We start from the raw sequence: 17,864 nt of genomic DNA, 5'->3' as shown, positions 1-17,864 counted from the left end.
TCGCAATTGGTTTCCCGTACGGGTTCAACCGTAGTGGGAATGTCCGGTTCTTGGACGTACTCCGCCAACGAGTACGACATCGCCAGGGTTCCCGTCAGTACTATCGAGCAGGTGACAAGTCGCTGGCCTGGGGTGTTCCGCCGGGGTGCCGAATCCGACGCCGCCGCGCGTCGTTCCCAGGACAACGCTGTCGCCGCGTTCCTCGACATGGACAAACGTCAGTCCATCGCCTCGGCGGGCGTCGAGGCCTCCACCGCACTGCGTCCTCAGGATCGACTCGCGAGCCGGTGGGCAGACACCGAGAAGCAATGTTTCGATGCCGGAGCCGCCTACCTCGCCGCCGTCGATCAGTTCGACGGAATCACCACTCCTGCCGCCAGATCGGCCTTCGACCGAGCGACCGCGCTTCTGCACGACGCCAGCTCGGCTGTGGATCGGTTCTACGACGCCCACCGAGACACCCTCGAGCAGTCCTCCGCTCAGTTCGCCGCGACCCCGCGGTTGGTCCAGGACGCCCTGGCCGAGGCCGACGCCGCCCGATCGACCGTCGACGAACAGTTTGCCGGCTACCCCTCACTCCGGCAGGCGTGGCGCGAACTCGATTCGGCAACAACGCAATTGCAGGCCGATCAGCGCGACCCCCTGCGCGCCCGAGAGCACGCCGCCCTGGTCCGCGATCGGGCGGCAGCACTGCGTGCCGCAGTGAACTCGGCTCCGGGCCGCCTTCAGGAGGCCCGAACGGCACTGGCCTCGGTGCGCACCCGAATCGAAGCGGTGCGAACGAGATCCGAGGGCATTGCCCCGGCCTTCTCGAGCTTGCTGCGGGAGTTCAACGCCAAGAGCTCGGCGGACCTCTCTCGCAACGAACGGTCCAGTGCGCACCACATCGAGCAGGCCGACGAGGATCTGAGCGCAGCGCGTTCTGCACTCGACGCGGGCAATCCCGAACACTCGTTGGATCTGGTGACCCAGGCACGCCAACACCTGAGCGATGCCGAACAACTGGTCGACGCGGTCACCGACCGAGTTCGTCTGCTGCGCGCTGTCAAAGCCGATCCGAAACAGACCGAGAACAAAGTGCGGTTCAAACTTCGTGACGCCCAACAACTCGCGGTCAACCGTGGTCTGGTTGCCGAATGGGGCTCGGTGTTGGATGCTCAGCTCGCCCGGATCGACAGGGCGAGCACAGCCCTGTCGGGTACCCACCCCGACTACTGGTCATATCTGCAGGATCTGGATACCATTTCGGACTTCATCGCAGGCGTGATCGACCGCATGCGAACCTCGCACTGATCACATTCACACGAAGGACAGTGGTGCAACACTTTCGCCATCTCGACGCAGACACCCGTGAACGAGTGTTCTTCCTGCAGCCGGAGGACATCGAGACGAGCGACGGAAACGACCTCGTGGCAACGGCTCTCGGAGCGACGCTGTACATCCCGGCTACGCGTCCCGACCTGACCGCGACGGTGAACAAACGCACCGACGAGGGGGTTCGGTCCATCGTCATCGATCTCGAAGACGCTGTGGCGGACCATAATCTGGAAGAAGCGCTGGCCAACACCGTACGAACTCTGAACGAACTCTCGGGTTCGGGATCACTGGTGTTCGTTCGAGCTCGCACCGCCGCGCACATCCGCAGCATCTGCGCCGGCCTGAACCACGGTGCCGCCGGGCTCGCCGGATTCGTCGTACCGAAGTTCACGGCAGCACGCGGAGCCGAGTTCCTCGACGAGATCGTCGCCGCGTCCACGACACACGGCACCCGTCTGTTCGCCATGCCCGTCCTCGAATCCACGGAAGTGGTGCACCGGGAGACACGCGACGCGGAACTGGTTGCCATCCGTGAACTCCTCGGTGAGTACCGCGACACCGTGCTGGCGGTGCGAATCGGGGCCACCGACATGTGCGGCACCTTCGGCATCCGCCGCGATCGCGACCTGACGATCTACGACGTCCGCGTCGTCGCCGACGTCATCAGCGCCATCGTCAATCACCTGGGTCGTTACGACGGATCGGGTTTCGTCATCACCGGACCGGTGTGGGAGTACTTCGCAGACCACGAACGCATGTTCCGCCCGCTGCTGCGCCAGACGCCGTTCGTCGATCAGGAGGCCGTGCGCTTTCGCCAGCAACTGGTGAGCAGCGACCTCGACGCCCTCCTGCGCGAGGTGGCACTCGACCGCGCGAACGGCATTCAGGGCAAGACCGTCATCCACCCCTCGCACGTGCCTGCCGTGCACGCGCTGTCCGCGGTGACGCACGAGGAATACCACGACGCACTCGACATTCTCTCCTCCGACCAGGGCGGCGTCCAGGCATCCGGCTACCGCAACAAGATGAACGAGCTGGGACCGCACCGCAATTGGGCGAAACAGACGGTGGTACGCGCCAGGGCGTTCGGTGTCACCAACGAGGGGATCACGTTCGTGGATCTACTGACCGCACTGGCACAGCGATGAACGCGAATCCGGCCGACGGAATCGTGCTCACCGACACCGGTTCGTCGTCGTCCTGGACGGCAACACAGTTGGTGCTGCCCGGTCTGCGTCGGAACCCTCGCCGCGCCCACCTGTTGGTCTCGACGGTGCTCGGCAAACACATACCCGTCGATCCGGACGTCGTCATCTCCGCCGGCAACGAACTGGCCGCCCTGGTGCAGACCGCGGTGGGCGGCTCCGATGTCGACGTGCTCGGATTTGCCGAAACTGCAACCGGATTGGGCCATACCGTCGCGACGGCTCTGGGCGCGCACTGCTACCTGCACTCGACGCGTCGCCACGTTCCCGGCATGACCGTGCACGGCGAGTTCGAGGAGGGTCACTCACACGCCACCGACCACCTGCTGATGCCCACCTCGGCCGACCTTCTGGCCGGCGACCTACCGTTGATACTCGTCGACGACGAGATCTCGACCGGAGCGACCGCGCTCGATGCCCTTCGGCAGATTCACGCATCCGCCGGCCGCGCGCACTACGTCATCGCGTCCCTGGTGGACATGCGCACCACCGAGCATCTCGCTGCAGCTGCGGCGGTGGCAACAGAACTCGGCGTTCGGATCGACAACGTGAGCCTGGCGCAGGGATCGGTTGAGCTCGAGCCAGGCCTGGTGGAGACGGTGCTGGCCCTCCCTGATCCGGAGTTCGATCCGGTTGCTGCACAGCCTGGTTCGGTTCGCCGCGTCGATGCGCAGTGGCCGGCAACCCTGCCCGACGGCGGCCGGCACGGGTTCCTCCGATCCGACGCCGCCGGTTTCGACTCGGCGATCGATGCTCTCGCAACCACCGTCGACTCCTCGCTCCCCGGATCGGCACCGGTGGTCGTCATCGGCCACGAGGAGCTCATGTACCTGCCGCTCCGGCTGGCGGCGGCGTTGCAGGAGCGCGGGCACACCGCACTGTTCCAGACCACCACTCGGTCACCGGCTTACGTTCTCGACGTGCCCGGCTACCCCCTGCGCCGCGGCTTCGAGTTCACTGCGCCCGAGGACGAATCGGGATTGCGCTACCTCTACAACGCGTCCGGACCGGACGACGCGACACTGGTGCTCGTCGCCGACGCCCCCGCCGACACCGACGCTCTGGCAGCAGCCGCCGAGACCCTGGCCGCCTCGGGTACCGACGTGCTGCTGGTCGTCGTCACGGGCGCGGACCCGGTGGCTCTCGAAGTCTCGCGGCGGGCACGTCCGCTGCGAGGGCCGGAATTCGGTTCGTACGCAGCCGACGAAGTCACCTGGCTGCTCAAGGACCTCTCGTCGGTCTCACTCGAAGCAGGAATCGAGGAGCGGGAGAAGCGCATTCAGGCCGGCGAAGCCCACTACGCCGAATCGCTTCCGGTCGAGTATCAACCGGATCTTGCCTACCGCGAACTGTTCGAGAAAGTGCTGCAGGAGAGCGCGTCACGGCTGGCGGTCGCGGTCGGCACCGTCACCGAGGTCGTGCTGGCCGAGCGCGGACACGACATCGCACTGGCGTCCTTGGCCCGCGCGGGGACACCCGTCGGAATTCTTATGCGCCGCTGGGCATTCGCAGCCCATGGCCTCGAGATTCCGCACTATGCCGTCTCGATCGTGCGCGATCGAGGCATCGACGCCGTGGCCCTGCGTTACCTGGCCGAGCATCACGATTCGCGCTCGGTGGTGTTCGTCGACGGCTGGACGGGCAAGGGCGCGATCGCCCGCGAGCTCACCGCGGCGCTGCGCGAATTCCCCGGAGCCGAGTTCGACGACGACCTCGCCGTGCTCGCCGATCCGGGCAACTGCGCTCGCACCTACGGCACCCGCGACGACTTCCTCATCGCCTCGGCCTGTCTGAACTCGACTGTGTCGGGCCTGGTTTCACGAACCGTGCTCAACGACAGTCTGATTCGTCCCGGGGACTTCCACGGCGCGAAGTACTACGCCGATCTCGCCCCCGACGACGTCTCGCGTCACCTGCTCGACACCGTCGCTGCCCGTTTCGAGGACGTCCGGGACGAGGTCGATGCCTCTGTAGCAGCGGTTCTCGGCTCCGACCGAACGCCCACGTGGTCCGGCTGGGCATCGGTGGAGAAGGTCCGCGAGGAGTACGACATATCGCACGTCAATTTCGTCAAACCCGGCGTCGGCGAAACCACTCGGGTGCTGCTGCGTCGTGTCCCGTGGCGAGTACTGGTGCGCGAGGCCGATGCGCCCGAGCACGAACACATCAGGATGCTCGCCGCGGCCAGGGGAGTGCCGGTGGATGTGGTTCCCGACCTCGCATATTCGTGTATGGGGCTGATCAAGAACGTGTCGAGCGGGGACGCGTCGTGAGCGCTCTCGTCGCGGTGGATCTCGACCGTACGATGATCTTCTCCGAGGGCGCACTCGGTGTGCCCCTGGACGATTCGTTCGAGTGCGTGGAGCTGTACGAGGGAAAGCCGTTGTCGTACATGTCTTCTCGTTCGATCTCTCTGCTGCGCGAGTTGAGCGAGAATGTTGTGGTCGTGCCGACCACGACACGTACCATCGAGCAGTTTCGGCGGATCGCACTCCCAGGTGCCCCGTGGCGGTACGCCATCACCAGCAACGGCGGCAACATTCTTGTCGACGGCGAGCCGGACATGCACTGGCGCAACGGGTTCGAGTTGAACCTGACCGGCATCGGTGCCGAGTTGAGATCGAGGGTCTCCGAGGACTGGGTCCTCAAGTACCGCGAAGCCGACGGCCTGTTCTGCTACCTGGTGGTGAACACGGCGGCCGTGCCCGAGGGCTTCGTCGCGGAGTGGTCGCAGTGGTGCGCCGCTAGGGACTGGAACGTCTCGCAACAGGGGCGCAAGATCTACACGATGCCCAACGCGGTGTGCAAGAGCTCTGCGGTGGCCGAGGTTCGGACCAGGCTGGTACAGGACGGCACCCTCGACGCCGACGCCCGAGTCCTCGCCGCAGGTGACGGTGCACTCGACGCCGAGATGCTCATCGCGGCCGACGCCGCGATCCGTCCGCGGCACGGCGAACTGGAGCTGCTCGGATTCACTCGACCCGGTTTGACCGTCACCGAGTCCTCCGGTGTCCGGGCCAGCGAGGAAATTCTCGAGTGGCTGCGGAACCGAACCGCCGTGCGCCGCGTCTAACTGTTCGTCGGGGAGGCAGACGTAGGGCAAGGGGTGGGCATGACGGATCCGTACGAGGAACTCGCGGCGACGATCGACAACATCGTCACCAGTGCGTTCGTGACGCCGGTCGGCCCCGAATTTCTCGGCTCCGTTCTGAATGCGGCATTCGAGAAGGCGAACGTGGCCCTCGACTACCGCGGCGAGTTCGAGCCGGCCGAAGTGGTCATCACGGAGGCGTTCGAGGTGATGCCGCACGAGCAGATCGCGGCCATGGTGAAATCGCTGGGTACCGAAACCATCGGGGAATCGTCCAAGAACTGGAACGACTTGTCCGCTGCCGCGAACAGCGGATCCGACGGCTTCCGGTCCGGCATCGAGGCGGCCATGACGTCGGGCTGGTCGGGACCTACAGCCGACGCCGTCCGCGGCGGTGTGGGCGACTACGTCTCGTCTGCGAACGCGCTGTCCACCTCCATGAGTCTGATCAGCAACAAGTTGCTCGAGGCGCACTCCGGTTTCACGCAGACGAAGTCGAGGATGCCGCCGGTGGTTGCGGGAGCCGAAAGCAGCTTGATCGATTCCCTGCTGCCCATCCCCTTCGCCGCGAAAGAGGTGGTGTCGGCCCGAGAGGAGCAGCAGGAAGAAGCACGCCGAATCATGCGCTCGGTCTACGTACCAGGGGTGCTGCAGTCCGATTCCGAGGTCCCGGTGCTACCGGCAGCGCACAACCCGGTCGTTGACGGTGGTGGTTCCGGCGGCAGCTGGGGACTCGTCAGTTCTGCCGGGGGCGGAGATGGGGGTATCGGGTCGACCTCGCCCGGCGGCTCCGGTACCGAGGGTGGGGCTGATACGGCAGCGCAGGCGCAGGCCGGCGGCACCGAGGCTGTCGAAGCGGGTCGAGCAGGTACTGCGGCATCGGAGCAGCCCGGGTCGGGCGGTTCGGGTTCCCTGCCTCCGGCCGACAACTCAGGCGAAACTCGAGCCGCCTCGGCCACCGGGCCGGGCGCTTCCGGCAGTGGTGCGGGTTCCGGGGTCGGCGCAGGTCCCGGCGGGGGGTTCGGCGGAACAGGACCGGGCGGCAGCGGCTTCGCAGGATCCAATGGTTCGAGCTACGGCGGCGGTGCGGGATACGGGTCCGGATCCGGAGGCAGTTCCGGTACCGGATCGGGTTACGGCGGCTCGATTCTCGGCTCTCCGATCGGCGGCGGCACGGGCGGGATCGGTGCGGGCGGCAGCGGGGCGGGAGGCAGCGGTGCGGGAGGCAGCGGTGCGGGCAGCGCAGCTGCGGCGTCGGCCGGCCGCACGGGAGCACACGGAATGCCGGGAATGGGTGCCATGGGCGCAGCAGGCGCACGGGGAGCCGGCGACAACGACGGAGAGCACGCCGTTCCCGGCTACCTCGTCGATGTGAGCAACGGCAGCGAACTGATCGGCGATCTACCCCTGGTCGCACCTCCGGTACTCGGCGGCTGACGGTGACGAAATGGACCATGCCCGGCATCGACTTCATGATGCTGTGCAGTCGATTCGGACGCGACCGACTGCCGTACCCCCTGGCGGTCACCATCGACGTCGAGACCGTGGACGAACTCCGACAGCTGCGGAGCGAGGCGTCGGCGAGGATCGACGCGATGATGGACGAGAAGCTCGGCGCAGCTGTTCGGACCGTCGTCGACCCGATCGTTCGCATCGAATGTCGCGGCGAGACAATCGATTCTCGTCACGGCATCGTGCGCAGCCACGCAGCGATTCGCCACGACACTGCCGCGGTGCTCACTCAGGAGCTCGGGCCCGACGCCTCCTCGGGCGGTGCCGTCACCGTCGAACTGACCGGCCCTGCCCATGCCCCCGCCGTCGTTCTCGGATCCGTACCGAACATCGCTGCAGGCCGCCGACCGGCCGAGCGACTCGAACGTGCCATTGCTGCAACGACTTCGGGTGGGTCGCATCTGTCCACCGCAACCCGGGGTGCGACGGCGGACGAGCGGTTCCGGTCGTTCTTCGACCGCCCACGGTCTGCAGTCGGCGAGATCATCGTCGCGCGCGGCAAGACCTACGACAACCGCCGCGACACCGATGCCGTGTCGTTCTTCTGGATGGACTTCGAGCACGACGGCCGGTACATCGTCCACTCCGCGGAAACGATCGACATCGCGCCCGCCGATACGACCGGCCTGGCGTCGGAGATCGGACGGCACGTGGCAGTGGCGCTGAGGCGGTGAGAACGGCGCGCTCTTGACACCCTATCGATTTTCGATAGGTTATCGATATTCGTTGTTATCGACTATCGATATGGAGGCGGCGGGATGGCATACGGACTGAGCTCGATGCGGACCAACAAGTGGGCGATGGTGTTCTACGCGGCACTGGCCGTGGGCTGGTCCGGCTGGAAGATGTGGAAGTACAACTCTTCGGACTACGTCCTCGCCACGGTCGAACCGGAGTGGAACACACCACCCGTGGAATTGTTCGGGGGCCAACTGCAACCGGGAAACTCGATCGAGCTCAGTGTTCCGAAGACCGAGGTCGCGCGACTGCTGGGCTTCATCGACGTGATGCGCTACGGCGCGATCATCGTCGGTTTGGTCATCATCTTGGCGGGTCTACTGTTCTTCTACCGCTTCTGCAACCGTGTGATCGCCGGGAATACGTTCACCAACGCCGCGCGCACCGACGTCGTGCTGATCGGCGTGTGCATTCTCGCGTACCCCATCATCACTGGGTTCATGAACATGCTCGGCACCAACAGCGTCGCCGGTGCGCTCGAGCTGAGCACGACCATCGATACTGTGCGGCCTGTGACCGGCCTCTGGATCGCAATCGCCGTGTCAACCTTCCTGCAGTTCGTCTACGCCGCCATCACCCAGGGCACCAAGCTCGCTCGCGATGCCGATGGTCTGGTCTGATGGCGGAGGAATTCGTAGACCACCTCGTCGTCTGTCATCTGGGCGAGATTCTCGACGCCCGCGGTATGACCCTCGCGGAACTCTCCCGTCTCGCCGGGGTCAGCGTCGTCAATCTGTCGGTGCTCAAGAACGACCGTGCCAAGGCCATCCGATTCTCGACGCTCACCGCAGTCTGTCGCGTCCTCGGCTGCACACCCGGCGACCTGTTCACCCTCCGCCAGATCTGACGTCCGCCCGATCGCAGCCACACCAGTCGGACAAATCGAACAAGTACATTGGATGACGGTAACCAGCACTACGAGAGAGAGTCCATCACATTGTCTGCTCCGGCCGGTCAACCGTTGTCCAAGGGTCAGAACGGCCCCCTCACCGTCGGTGACGTCGTCGTCTCCATCTCGCTGGCCGTACCTGCGGACCTGTCCGCGCTACTGGTCACCGACGCCGGAAAAGTACGCACCGACGCCGACTTCGTGTTCTTCAATCAGCCCACCGGCCCCGGTGTTCGCCTCGAGCCCGGCCAGGGCGGACCGGCCCGGCTCGCCGTGTCGCTCGCTGCAGTGCCCGCCGACATCGAGCAGATCCGCGCGGTCATCACCCTCGACGACGCGTCGAGCAACTTCGGGCGATCCACCGCCCCCGTGGCGCGAGTGAGCGATACAGCCGGAAATGTGTTGTACGAGTACACAATCGATGGCCTGAGCTCGGAGTCCATCGTGATCGCGCTGGAGATCTACCGCCGTCAGGGAAGTTGGAAGGTGCGAGCCGTCGGGCAGGGCTACGCGGGCGGATTCGCCGCCCTGGTGACCGATCACGGTGTGTCCGTGGACGACGCCCCTGCTCCCACACCTTCCGCACCGACACCGCCTCCCGCTCCCGTCACTCCACCGCCGCCGGCTGCCCCGCCGGCACCACCCGCCGCACCGGTCCCCACCGAGGCTCCGGAAGTCAGCCTCACCAAGTCCAAGCCCGTCAGCCTCACGAAGGGCCAGAAGGTCACCCTCCGCAAGGACGGCGGCGTGGCTCTGACGGTCATCCGGATGGGTCTCGGCTGGGACCCGGTGACCACTCCGAAGAAGGGCGGATTCTTCGGCGGCGGCGGCCGAGCAGCGAACATCGACCTGGACGCGTCGGCGATCATGCTCGCCGACCGCAACGTCAACGATGTCGTCTACTACGGGCAGCTCAATGCCAAGGACGGCTCGATCGTGCACCAGGGTGACAACCTCACCGGCGAAGGCGAGGGCGACGACGAGGTGATCGTGGTCGACCTGACGCGGGTACCCAAGCACGTGACCGGCATCGTCTTCACGGTCACGTCGTACCGCGGTCAGACGTTCGAGCAGGTCGCGAACGCATTCTGCCGTCTCGTCGACAACACCACCAACACCGAACTGGCCCGCTTCACCCTGCAGGGCGGCATGCCGTTCACCGGTCTGGTGATGGCGAAGGTGTACCGCCAGGGCAGCGAATGGAAGCTCCAGGCCATCGGCGACGGTATCCAGGCCAAGCATGCCGGTGAAGCCGTCAAACAGCTCGGCCGCTATATGTGACCTTGCGGGCGGTAGTCGTCCGATCTGCAGCGCCGTCGAGCACGCCACCGAGCGGGTCGACGGCGCTGCCGTTCCGAATGAGATCCTCCGCCGGACGGTAGATCTGCCGAACGATCAACGCGCACAATCCGATCACGGCGACATCGCGCACCACGACGGTCGCGGTGAACCACTGTTCGGGTAGACCCTTGTTCTCCACACCCAGGTAGTAGTACATCCGCGGGAACCAGACGAAGGCGTCGATCGTCATCCACGCCAACAGGATTCGACGATGTGGCAACGCCAGTACGGCCAGCGGAACCAGCCACAGCGAGTACTGCGGACTCCACACCTTGTTGGTGAGCAGGAACCCGGCGACCACCAGGAACACCAGCTGCGCGAGCCGCGGCCGCGTCGGTGCCGTCGTGCCGATGTACGCGATCAGCGCACACACGATGGCGAACAACACGAGCGTCACGGCGTTGAGAACCAACGGTTTGTCGCCCGGGTACAGGGGACCGTCGAAACCGGTCCAACCGGTGAACGAGGTGACGACGTTGTACAGCGAATCCGGGTCCGCACCACGCTCGGAATTGAGCCGGAAGAACTCGTACCATCCCGACGGATACAGCAGCGCCAGTGGAAGATTGACCGCCAACCAGGCACCGATCGCCGCACCGGCGGTGATGCCCCACTCGCGCATCTTTCCGGTGCGCCAGCACAGCACCAGCAGGGGCCCGAGGAACAGCAGGGGATAGAGCTTGGTGGCACCGCCGAGACCGATCAGAACTCCGGCCAGTACCGGCTTCTTCTTGGCCCATGCCAGCAAACCGGTGAGCGCGAAAGCCGTTGCGAGAGCGTCGAAATTGGTGAATCCGTGCACGATCACCAGAGGTGAGGCCGCCACGAGGGCCGCGTCCCAGATGCGGCGTCCGGCGGCTATTGCAGTGGCCCACACGGTGACCAACCAGGCGACGGCCAATCCCAGGGCAACCACGTTGAAGTACACGACGACCGGCAACGCCTGCGGCAGGAAACTGAGTGAGTTCCATGCCTTTCCGACGACCATCGACCCGTACTGGTAGAGCCCGGCGAGCACCGGGTACTCCATGTACCGAATCTGACTCGACCCGTCGGCCTTGGTCTCTTCCCAGGACTTCTTGTACGGGAACGCACCTTGATCGAGTCGCTCCGCCCCGTACAGCGGCACGGTATCGGAGTAACACATCGCCACGTACTGACGACTGCCACTCCAATCGAGTCCGAGCTCACCGCCCGGTCCCACCGGTGCCTGCTGGATACACGCGGCCTTGGCGAACCAACCGAAGCAGAGAAAGACCACCGCGAGCAGCAGAATCACCCGGAGCGCCGTGAACCAGCGCTGCCGACCGATCACCGCGTGCTTGCCGACCGGACCGCCGATGACCGAGGACAGTTCCTCGGTCATCGGATCGGTACGACTGGGTAGATCGCGGTCCGCAGCGCTCGCCGAATCGAGGCGACCGGGGCTCGCCACGGCTCGACCCTTGCGGTCGGGTTCGGTCGTCACCGCCGCGTCGCTACTGCCCGGGCGCTGCCGGTTCGGGCGCTGCCGGTTCGGGTGCCGCCGGTTCGGGTTCCGCGGGCTGCGCCGGTGCCAGTCCGGGAAGCGGGATGGTCACGCCGGGCAGAATCTCGACCTGCCGCGGAGTGATGACGACCGGCGGCGAGATCTCCGTCGGAATGGGCAGAGTCACCTGTGGCGGAGCTGTCGATGGTGCCACCGTCGTCGCCGGAGCGGGTGCCGAGTACTGCGGCACACCGGCCTGACCCGCGATGGCCTCGGGCGTCGGGAAGGTCTCGTTCGAGGTGCCGTCCAACGTGCCGTCCATCGTGTCTTTCCAGATGTCCGACGGTAGGCCCGATCCGTAGATCGGTCCGCCGTAACTGTTCTCGAGCGGCAGACCCTGCTCGGTGCCCACCCAGACGGCAGTCGACAGCGACGGCGTGTAGCCGACCATCCAGGCATCCTTGTTCTGACCGGTGTCTCCGAGCTGAGCGGTACCGGTCTTGGCTGCCGACTGGCGACCGCCGGCGAGGTTGTGACCGTTGGAGTAGCCGGCGATCGGACGCATCGCCGAGGTCACGTTGTCCGCAACCGCAGCCGAGACGACCTGCTGGCCGGCTTCGGGAGCCCGGTCGAGCAGCACGGTGCCGTCGGCGGTGACGACCTTCTGCACGAAGTGCGGAGTGTGATAGACGCCGGACGCAGCCAATGTCGCGTAGGCAGAAGCCATGTCGATGACGCGAGACTGGTACTGGCCGAGCACGACTCCGTAGTTGGGGCCCGCGTTGTCGGGCTCGGTGAGGGTGGGTCCGACGCCCTCGATCTCCTGCGGGATGCCGAGCTTGTGTGCCATGTCCGCGATGGCCTGCGGACCGTTGTCCATGCTGAGCATCATCCGGTAGAAGCTGGTGTTCAGTGAACGCTTCAGCGCCTCGGCGATGGTGCACGTTCCACAGGAGGCACCCTCGACATTGCTGATCTCGATGCCGTTGACGTCGAGCGGGGAGCTGTCGTACATCTTCGACAGCGGAATGCCCTGATCCAGCGCGGCGGCAAGACCGAACACCTTGAACGAGGATCCGGTCTGCAAGCCGGACTGGGCGAAGTCGAATCCTCGACCGTCCGCACCGCCGTAGTACGAGCGGACCGCACCGGTGCGTGGATCGATCGACACCGACGCCGTCCGCAGCTCCGAGGGCTCGCCCTCCATGTTGCCGTTCACGGCCTCGACCGCGGCCGCCTGGGCGTTCGGGTCGATGGTCGTGGTGATCTGCAGCCCCTCGGTGTTGAGGTCCTGGTCACTGATACCCACCGCCGACAACTCTCGCAGCACCTGGGCCTTGATCAAGCCGTCCGGCCCGGCATCCTGAGCATCACCGGTATCGACCTGCGCGCTCGGAACCACCGCCGGGAACATCATCGACGCCCGCTGGGTCGCATCGAGCTGACCCTGGGAGACCATGCCGTCGAGCACGTAGTCCCAACGCGCTTGCGCGCCGGTGGGGTTGAACTCGGGATCGAGATTGGAGGGTTGCTGGATGACGGAGGCGAGAACCGCACCCTCCTCCACCGACAGCTGGTCGACGGACTTGCCGAAGTACGCCGTCGACGCGGCGGCGATGCCGTAGGCACCGCGTCCGAAGTAGATGGTGTTCAGGTACGCCGCAAGAATGTCGTCCTTGGACCACTGCCGCGCCATCTTCGAGGAGATGACGAGCTCACGCATCTTTCGGGTCAGCGTCCGATCGTTACCGACCAGCGCGTTCTTGACGTACTGCTGGGTGATGGTCGAGCCACCGCCGGCACTGTCGCGTCCGAGCACATTGTCACGCAGAGCCCGGCCGAAACCGGTCACCGAGAATCCCGGATTGGAATAGAAGTCGCGATCCTCGGCCGAGAGAACGGCGTTGCGCACGTGCTCCGGGATCTGATCGATCGTCACGTCGGTTCGGTTGCCCTCGGGCGGCACCACCTTGCCGAGCACACTCGAGCCGTCGGCCGCGAAGATCGTGGCGACCTGGTTGGTTCTGATGTCGCCGGGACGCGGCACGTCCTCGACGGTGTAGGCCACCATGAACGCCAGGATCGGCACGATCAGACCCAGGGCGATCAACGCGTACATCGTGCGTCGAGCGACCCGCCACTTGGACTTCTTCTTCGTTTTCGCGGCGGGACCTCTTTCGGGCGGCTCGGGCGGCTCGCTGCCCGAGGAGAGAACTGATGGATCGTTCGGTTCGTGGGGTGGTGGCACAGCGCCGGACCGAGTGACGCCCGTCGGGGCAGTGGATCGGACAGGAGGCGCGATGGGCGGCTCTCCGTACCGACGTTCGCCGTAGGGACGTTCGCCTGCGGGACGTCCACTCACCGGATCCACCGGCGGCCTGCCCAGAACGGGTCGGCCCTGCGGGGGCATGGGAGGTCGGCCCTGCGGGGGCATCGGACGCTGCCCGGGAGGAGGACCGGGTCGCTGACCGGGAGGAGGCATCGGAGGACGGCCCTGCGGCGGCATCGGACGCTGCCCGGGAGGAGGTCCCGGTCGCTGACCGGGAGGGGGTACCGGTCGCTGGCCGGGCGGAGGCATCGGGGGACGGCCCTGCGGGGGCATCGGACGCTGGCCGGGAGGAGGTACCGGGCGACGCCCGGGTGGGTCGGAATGGCGACTGCCGCGCGGCGGCCCGGGCACGTCGGGACGCCGTCCGGAGTCGCTACGGCCCGGTTCGTTGCTACCCGGATTGTTGTCGTAGGGGGAACTCACGTACGAATCTCCAGTAATTTCGGCGGCCGCGTCGAATTCTCGGTGGATGGGATCAGCTGAGCGATTGTGTCACTCACTCGCTGTTCGACGGTTCGGTTGACGGGAACCCGATCGCGGACGACGGGGTTGCTTGGGCGCGGGGACGGCCCCGAGGACATAGGACTGGACGAGGTGGTTCCAACTGCACGACCTACACACCTCGACCACGTGGACCGAGAACTCCTCCTGGGTCGCCGCGAGACGGACGAGTTCGTCCGCCGTTCTCGCCGACCCGGACAGTGCCCCGAGCTTCTCACCGAACACCCAGGACACCAGCGTGAGCTGCTCCTTGCGGCAGATTGGGCACACCACATCGCTGCCACGTCCGTGGAACTTGGCGGCTCGAAGAAGGTACGGATCCGCATCACAGACCGCTGCGACGCCCGTCCTTCCGGAGTACACCTCGGCCAGCAGCGACCGACGCTGAAGGGCGTAGTCCACCACCTGTCGCTGAAGTCGCACGAGGACCAGAGTACGTGCGGCCCATCCGATGCGGACCTGCGAACCCCGCCTCGACGGCGAGCAGGGCCCATTTCGGCCCTCGGAAACTCCTCTCCACCTGTGCCGACGCGGTCTGCCCCTCGACGCAGGCGAGAGACGCAGATCGCACCGACGTCGATTCGGTGTGAGCTCCGGTCCCTACACTTGCTCGCATGTCGGCCACATCGGGAATCCACGTGCGCCCCCGACGACACGGCGACCTGACCACTCTCCTGCCCATCCTGCAACGTGCGCACGAATTACACCGTTATCCCGTGCGCGCAGTGGCGGTGCGAGCCGACTGGCTCGTCCCACCGAACGAACTCGCGGCCTGGGTCGCCGAGTCCGACGACGCCGTCGTCGGCCATATCGCGCTGCACTCGACGGCAGCACCGGGAACCGATCCCGGTGCGGACGACGCAAGCGCGCAGTGGTGCCGATCAACGGGGGTGGCTGCCGATCGACTCGCTGTGGTGTCGCGCTTGGTCACCGACGGTTCGGTACCGGGCAGTGGAACGACTCTGCTTGCACACGCGATCGATGCTGCGCGCGATGCAGGGCGCGTGGCGGTTCTGCTCGTCGAGCCGAGTAGCGCTGCCCTCGGTTTCTACCGGAGGCGAGGGTGGCAACAGATCGGGACGTCTGCACAGCAGTGGGGCGAGTATCGAGTCGACGCCGTGCTGATGGTGGCACCGTCTCACTGAGCCGACTGGCCACTTGCACGTTCACCCGCGCTCGATCACGCCGACAGTGCAAAAAACGCACACACCACTGCACCGCAGAGACGTACGCGGTCCGCCGATCGCAGCCGACTCATCAGGTGTTCGTTGCGTCCCGCACGCCCCAGTTCGCCATGGGTGGGGGCAGCCACGAAGGCAGTCGCCGACGCCGAGACCGCCGCGCCGCCGATGCTCGTCAAGACAACCGCATCGATCGGCCCGGACACCAACACCCACAGACACGCAGCTGCGAGCAGACCGTAGACCGGCCCGACGACGAGGGTTGTCCGACGCGAGTGCGCGTCGTGGGCACGCGACCAGTCGTCGTCCGGAACCTCCGCCAGCGCCGGATAGACGACGCCGGTCACCACCATCTGAAAGCCCAGGTGGAGGGCCGCGGCGGCGAGAAGCGCGTCGACCGGGGTCATGTGTCGCACGATACGTGCACGGCCGAGTTGTCAGAATATGTATCGGCGCGATACATTCTTCGATAGTGCGATCAATCGCATCGTCATGATGTGACCGTTGGATTCGAGAAGGGGGAGTTGCATGCTCGAGCTCGCAATTCTCGGACTGCTTCTCGAATCACCCATGCACGGTTACGAGCTCCGCAAGCGGCTGACCGGCCTGCTCGGAGCTTTTCGAGCGTTTTCGTACGGATCGCTGTACCCGGCACTCCGTCGACTACAAACCGACGGTCTCATCGCCGAGGACGCCGGTCCCGACTTGCTCGTGAAGAGACGAGCAAAACGGGTGTATCAGCTCACCCCGCTCGGCAGGGAACGATTTGCCGAACTGGTGGCCGACACCGGACCGCAGAACTACACCGACGACGGATTCGGCGTACATCTTGCCTTCTTCAGTCGGACTCCCGCGGAAGCTCGAGTCCGCATTCTCGAAGGCAGACGTCGCCAGGTCGAGGAGCGCCGAGAAGGCCTCCGCGACGCTGTGGCCAAGGCGAACGGGACACTCGACCGCTACACCAGGCAGCTACATCAGCTCGGACTCGAATCGAGCGAACGCGAGGTGCGCTGGCTCAACGAAGTCATCGCAGCCGAGCAGGCCGACCCCAACCCAGCACCGTCCCGCACAGCACCAAACAGGACAGTCAAGACAGAAGGAGAACCCGACCATGGGTGAGAACAACAACGCAATCCGCGTGGCCATTGTGGGTGTGGGCAACTGCGCCTCATCCCTGGTCCAGGGTGTCGAGTACTACAAGGACGCGGACGAGAACGCCACCGTCCCCGGCCTCATGCACGTCATGTTCGGCAAGTACCACGTCCGCGACGTCGAGTTCGTCGCCGCGTTCGACGTGGACGCCAAGAAGGTCGGCTTCGATCTCTCCGAGGCCATCTTCTCCAGCGAGAACAACACCATCAAGATTGCCGACGTACCCCCGAAGGACGTCCACGTCCTGCGCGGACCGACCCTCGACGGCCTCGGCAAGTACTACCGCGAGACCATCACCGAGGCCGACGGCGACGCCGTCGACGTAGCGCAGGCCCTGCGCGACGCCAAGGTCGACGTCCTCGTGTCCTACCTCCCCGTCGGATCCGAAGAAGCCGACAAGTTCTACGCACAGGCCGCCATCGACGCAGGCGTCGCCTTCGTCAACGCGCTGCCCGTCTTCATCGCCTCGGATCCCGTCTGGGCCAAGAAGTTCGAGGACGCGGGCGTCCCCATCGTCGGCGACGACATCAAGAGCCAGGTCGGTGCCACCATCACCCACCGCGTCATGGCCAAGCTCTTCGAAGACCGCGGCGTGCAGCTCGACCGCACCATGCAGCTCAACGTCGGCGGCAACATGGACTTCCTCAACATGCTCGAACGCACCCGCCTCGAGTCGAAGAAGATCTCCAAGACGCAGGCCGTCACGTCGAACCTGCAGAAGGAATTCAACGCCAAGGACGTCCACATCGGACCGTCCGACCACGTCGGCTGGCTCGACGACCGCAAGTGGGCCTACGTCCGCCTCGAAGGCCGCGCCTTCGGTGACGTTCCCCTGAGCCTCGAGTACAAGCTCGAAGTATGGGACTCGCCCAACTCCGCAGGCGTCATCATCGACGCAGTCCGCGCCGCGAAGATCGCCAAGGACCGCGGCATCGGTGGACCGGTCATCCCGGCTTCGGCCTACCTGATGAAGAGCCCGCCGAAGCAGCTGGCCGACGACGTCGCTCGCGAACAACTCGAAGCGTTCATCATCGACGCATAGGTGCCTGCGACAGTGATGTGACTGAGCGCCCGCGACGGCACTCATCCGCGCCACTGCCCCCGCCCGCCGGTCCACTCGATGTGACATTGACCCCCGAA

Annotated in this window: 16 protein-coding genes; 12 read left to right on the top strand and 4 right to left on the bottom strand. The window is 65.7% G+C overall.

Going from position 1 to position 17,864, the window contains the following annotated elements; all coding sequences use genetic code 11:
• The first annotated feature begins 207 nt into the window (after positions 1 to 207).
• From R3P95_RS18705 to R3P95_RS18665, 9 genes are all read left to right on the top strand, one after another.
• Complete coding sequence (locus R3P95_RS18705) at positions 208 to 1,293, top strand: hypothetical protein (protein WP_317549248.1); 1,086 nt, start codon at positions 208 to 210, stop codon at positions 1,291 to 1,293.
• Positions 1,294 to 1,316: 23 nt separating this feature from the next.
• Complete coding sequence (locus R3P95_RS18700; RefSeq protein WP_149408095.1) at positions 1,317 to 2,465, top strand: HpcH/HpaI aldolase/citrate lyase family protein; 1,149 nt, start codon at positions 1,317 to 1,319, stop codon at positions 2,463 to 2,465.
• Positions 2,462 to 4,795: a phosphoribosyltransferase gene (locus tag R3P95_RS18695; protein ID WP_317549129.1), complete on the top strand. Its 2,334-nt coding sequence runs from the start codon at positions 2,462 to 2,464 to the stop codon at positions 4,793 to 4,795. Before R3P95_RS18700 ends, R3P95_RS18695 begins: the two co-directional genes overlap by 4 nt.
• Entirely contained in the window at positions 4,792 to 5,595 is an 804-nt protein-coding gene (locus tag R3P95_RS18690; protein WP_317549128.1) for an HAD family hydrolase, read from the top strand. Before R3P95_RS18695 ends, R3P95_RS18690 begins: the two co-directional genes overlap by 4 nt.
• A 39-nt stretch (positions 5,596 to 5,634) precedes the next feature.
• Positions 5,635 to 7,050 (top strand): PPE domain-containing protein, encoded by a 1,416-nt coding sequence (locus R3P95_RS18685; protein ID WP_317549127.1) that lies wholly within the window; start codon positions 5,635 to 5,637, stop codon positions 7,048 to 7,050.
• A 17-nt stretch (positions 7,051 to 7,067) separates the two neighbouring features.
• Entirely contained in the window at positions 7,068 to 7,799 is a 732-nt protein-coding gene (locus R3P95_RS18680; RefSeq protein ID WP_317549126.1) for an ESX secretion-associated protein EspG, read from the top strand.
• A gap of 84 nt (positions 7,800 to 7,883) precedes the next feature.
• A complete protein-coding gene (locus tag R3P95_RS18675) occupies positions 7,884 to 8,483 on the top strand; it encodes a hypothetical protein (RefSeq protein ID WP_317549125.1) in 600 nt (199 codons plus the stop codon).
• Positions 8,483 to 8,710, top strand: coding sequence for a helix-turn-helix domain-containing protein (locus R3P95_RS18670; RefSeq protein WP_032378705.1), 228 nt, complete (start codon positions 8,483 to 8,485; stop codon positions 8,708 to 8,710). The genes R3P95_RS18675 and R3P95_RS18670 overlap by 1 nt, the downstream gene beginning before the upstream one ends.
• Before the next feature lie 90 nt (positions 8,711 to 8,800).
• On the top strand, positions 8,801 to 10,033 hold the full coding sequence (locus R3P95_RS18665) for a TerD family protein (protein WP_317549124.1): 1,233 nt from the start codon (positions 8,801 to 8,803) through the stop codon (positions 10,031 to 10,033).
• Here the strand turns inward: R3P95_RS18665 and R3P95_RS18660 are convergent.
• The 3 genes from R3P95_RS18660 to R3P95_RS18650 form a co-directional block, all read right to left on the bottom strand.
• Positions 10,008 to 11,459, bottom strand: a complete 1,452-nt coding sequence (locus tag R3P95_RS18660) for a glycosyltransferase family 87 protein (protein WP_068047521.1) — start codon at positions 11,457 to 11,459, stop codon at positions 10,008 to 10,010. The two genes, R3P95_RS18665 and R3P95_RS18660, sit on opposite strands and share 26 nt — an antisense overlap.
• Positions 11,460 to 11,571: 112 nt before the next feature.
• Positions 11,572 to 14,067, bottom strand: a complete 2,496-nt coding sequence (locus R3P95_RS18655; RefSeq protein WP_411741442.1) for a transglycosylase domain-containing protein — start codon at positions 14,065 to 14,067, stop codon at positions 11,572 to 11,574.
• A gap of 315 nt (positions 14,068 to 14,382) precedes the next feature.
• On the bottom strand, positions 14,383 to 14,814 hold the full coding sequence (locus R3P95_RS18650; RefSeq protein WP_170944655.1) for a DUF5318 domain-containing protein: 432 nt from the start codon (positions 14,812 to 14,814) through the stop codon (positions 14,383 to 14,385).
• Positions 14,815 to 15,005: 191 nt separating this feature from the next.
• On the opposite strand from R3P95_RS18650, the gene R3P95_RS18645 reads away from it, so the two are divergent.
• A complete protein-coding gene (locus R3P95_RS18645; protein ID WP_317549123.1) occupies positions 15,006 to 15,536 on the top strand; it encodes a GNAT family N-acetyltransferase in 531 nt (176 codons plus the stop codon).
• Positions 15,537 to 15,571: 35 nt separating this feature from the next.
• On the opposite strand, the gene R3P95_RS18640 is transcribed toward R3P95_RS18645, so the two are convergent.
• Positions 15,572 to 15,979: a fatty acid desaturase family protein gene (locus R3P95_RS18640; RefSeq protein WP_269596053.1), complete on the bottom strand. Its 408-nt coding sequence runs from the start codon at positions 15,977 to 15,979 to the stop codon at positions 15,572 to 15,574.
• Positions 15,980 to 16,100: 121 nt separating this feature from the next.
• Between R3P95_RS18640 and R3P95_RS18635 the strand changes: the two genes are divergently transcribed.
• Both R3P95_RS18635 and R3P95_RS18630 read left to right on the top strand, forming a co-directional pair.
• Positions 16,101 to 16,691 carry a PadR family transcriptional regulator gene (locus R3P95_RS18635; RefSeq protein ID WP_068047497.1) on the top strand — a complete coding sequence of 197 codons (591 nt, stop codon included), beginning with the start codon at positions 16,101 to 16,103 and terminating at the stop codon, positions 16,689 to 16,691.
• Positions 16,684 to 17,766, top strand: coding sequence for an inositol-3-phosphate synthase (locus tag R3P95_RS18630; protein WP_032396939.1), 1,083 nt, complete (start codon positions 16,684 to 16,686; stop codon positions 17,764 to 17,766). Before R3P95_RS18635 ends, R3P95_RS18630 begins: the two co-directional genes overlap by 8 nt.
• The last annotated feature ends 98 nt before the right edge of the window (positions 17,767 to 17,864 follow it).

This window comes from Rhodococcus cercidiphylli, from assembly GCF_033042225.1.
Lineage (GTDB): Bacteria > Actinomycetota > Actinomycetes > Mycobacteriales > Mycobacteriaceae > Rhodococcoides.
The sequence above is the reverse complement of the archived record's forward strand: the minus strand, read 5'-3'. Positions and strand labels throughout refer to the sequence as shown.

Excerpts from the sequence above, each read along its gene's own strand:
- R3P95_RS18705 (WP_317549248.1), top strand. The coding sequence starts at position 208 with ATGGACAAACGTCAGTCCATCGCCTCGGCGGGCGTCGAGGCCTCCACC.
- R3P95_RS18695 (WP_317549129.1), top strand. The coding sequence starts at position 2,462 with ATGAACGCGAATCCGGCCGACGGAATCGTGCTCACCGACACCGGTTCG.
- R3P95_RS18685 (WP_317549127.1), top strand. The coding sequence starts at position 5,635 with ATGACGGATCCGTACGAGGAACTCGCGGCGACGATCGACAACATCGTC.
- R3P95_RS18680 (WP_317549126.1), top strand. The coding sequence starts at position 7,068 with ATGCCCGGCATCGACTTCATGATGCTGTGCAGTCGATTCGGACGCGAC.
- R3P95_RS18675 (WP_317549125.1), top strand. The coding sequence starts at position 7,884 with ATGGCATACGGACTGAGCTCGATGCGGACCAACAAGTGGGCGATGGTG.
- R3P95_RS18670 (WP_032378705.1), top strand. The coding sequence starts at position 8,483 with ATGGCGGAGGAATTCGTAGACCACCTCGTCGTCTGTCATCTGGGCGAG.
- R3P95_RS18660 (WP_068047521.1), bottom strand. The coding sequence starts at position 11,459 with ATGACCGAGGAACTGTCCTCGGTCATCGGCGGTCCGGTCGGCAAGCAC.
- R3P95_RS18655 (WP_411741442.1), bottom strand. The coding sequence starts at position 14,067 with ATGCCGCCGCAGGGCCGTCCTCCGATGCCTCCTCCCGGTCAGCGACCC.
- R3P95_RS18645 (WP_317549123.1), top strand. The coding sequence starts at position 15,006 with ATGTCGGCCACATCGGGAATCCACGTGCGCCCCCGACGACACGGCGAC.
- R3P95_RS18640 (WP_269596053.1), bottom strand. The coding sequence starts at position 15,979 with ATGACCCCGGTCGACGCGCTTCTCGCCGCCGCGGCCCTCCACCTGGGC.
- R3P95_RS18635 (WP_068047497.1), top strand. The coding sequence starts at position 16,101 with ATGCTCGAGCTCGCAATTCTCGGACTGCTTCTCGAATCACCCATGCAC.
- R3P95_RS18630 (WP_032396939.1), top strand. The coding sequence starts at position 16,684 with ATGGGTGAGAACAACAACGCAATCCGCGTGGCCATTGTGGGTGTGGGC.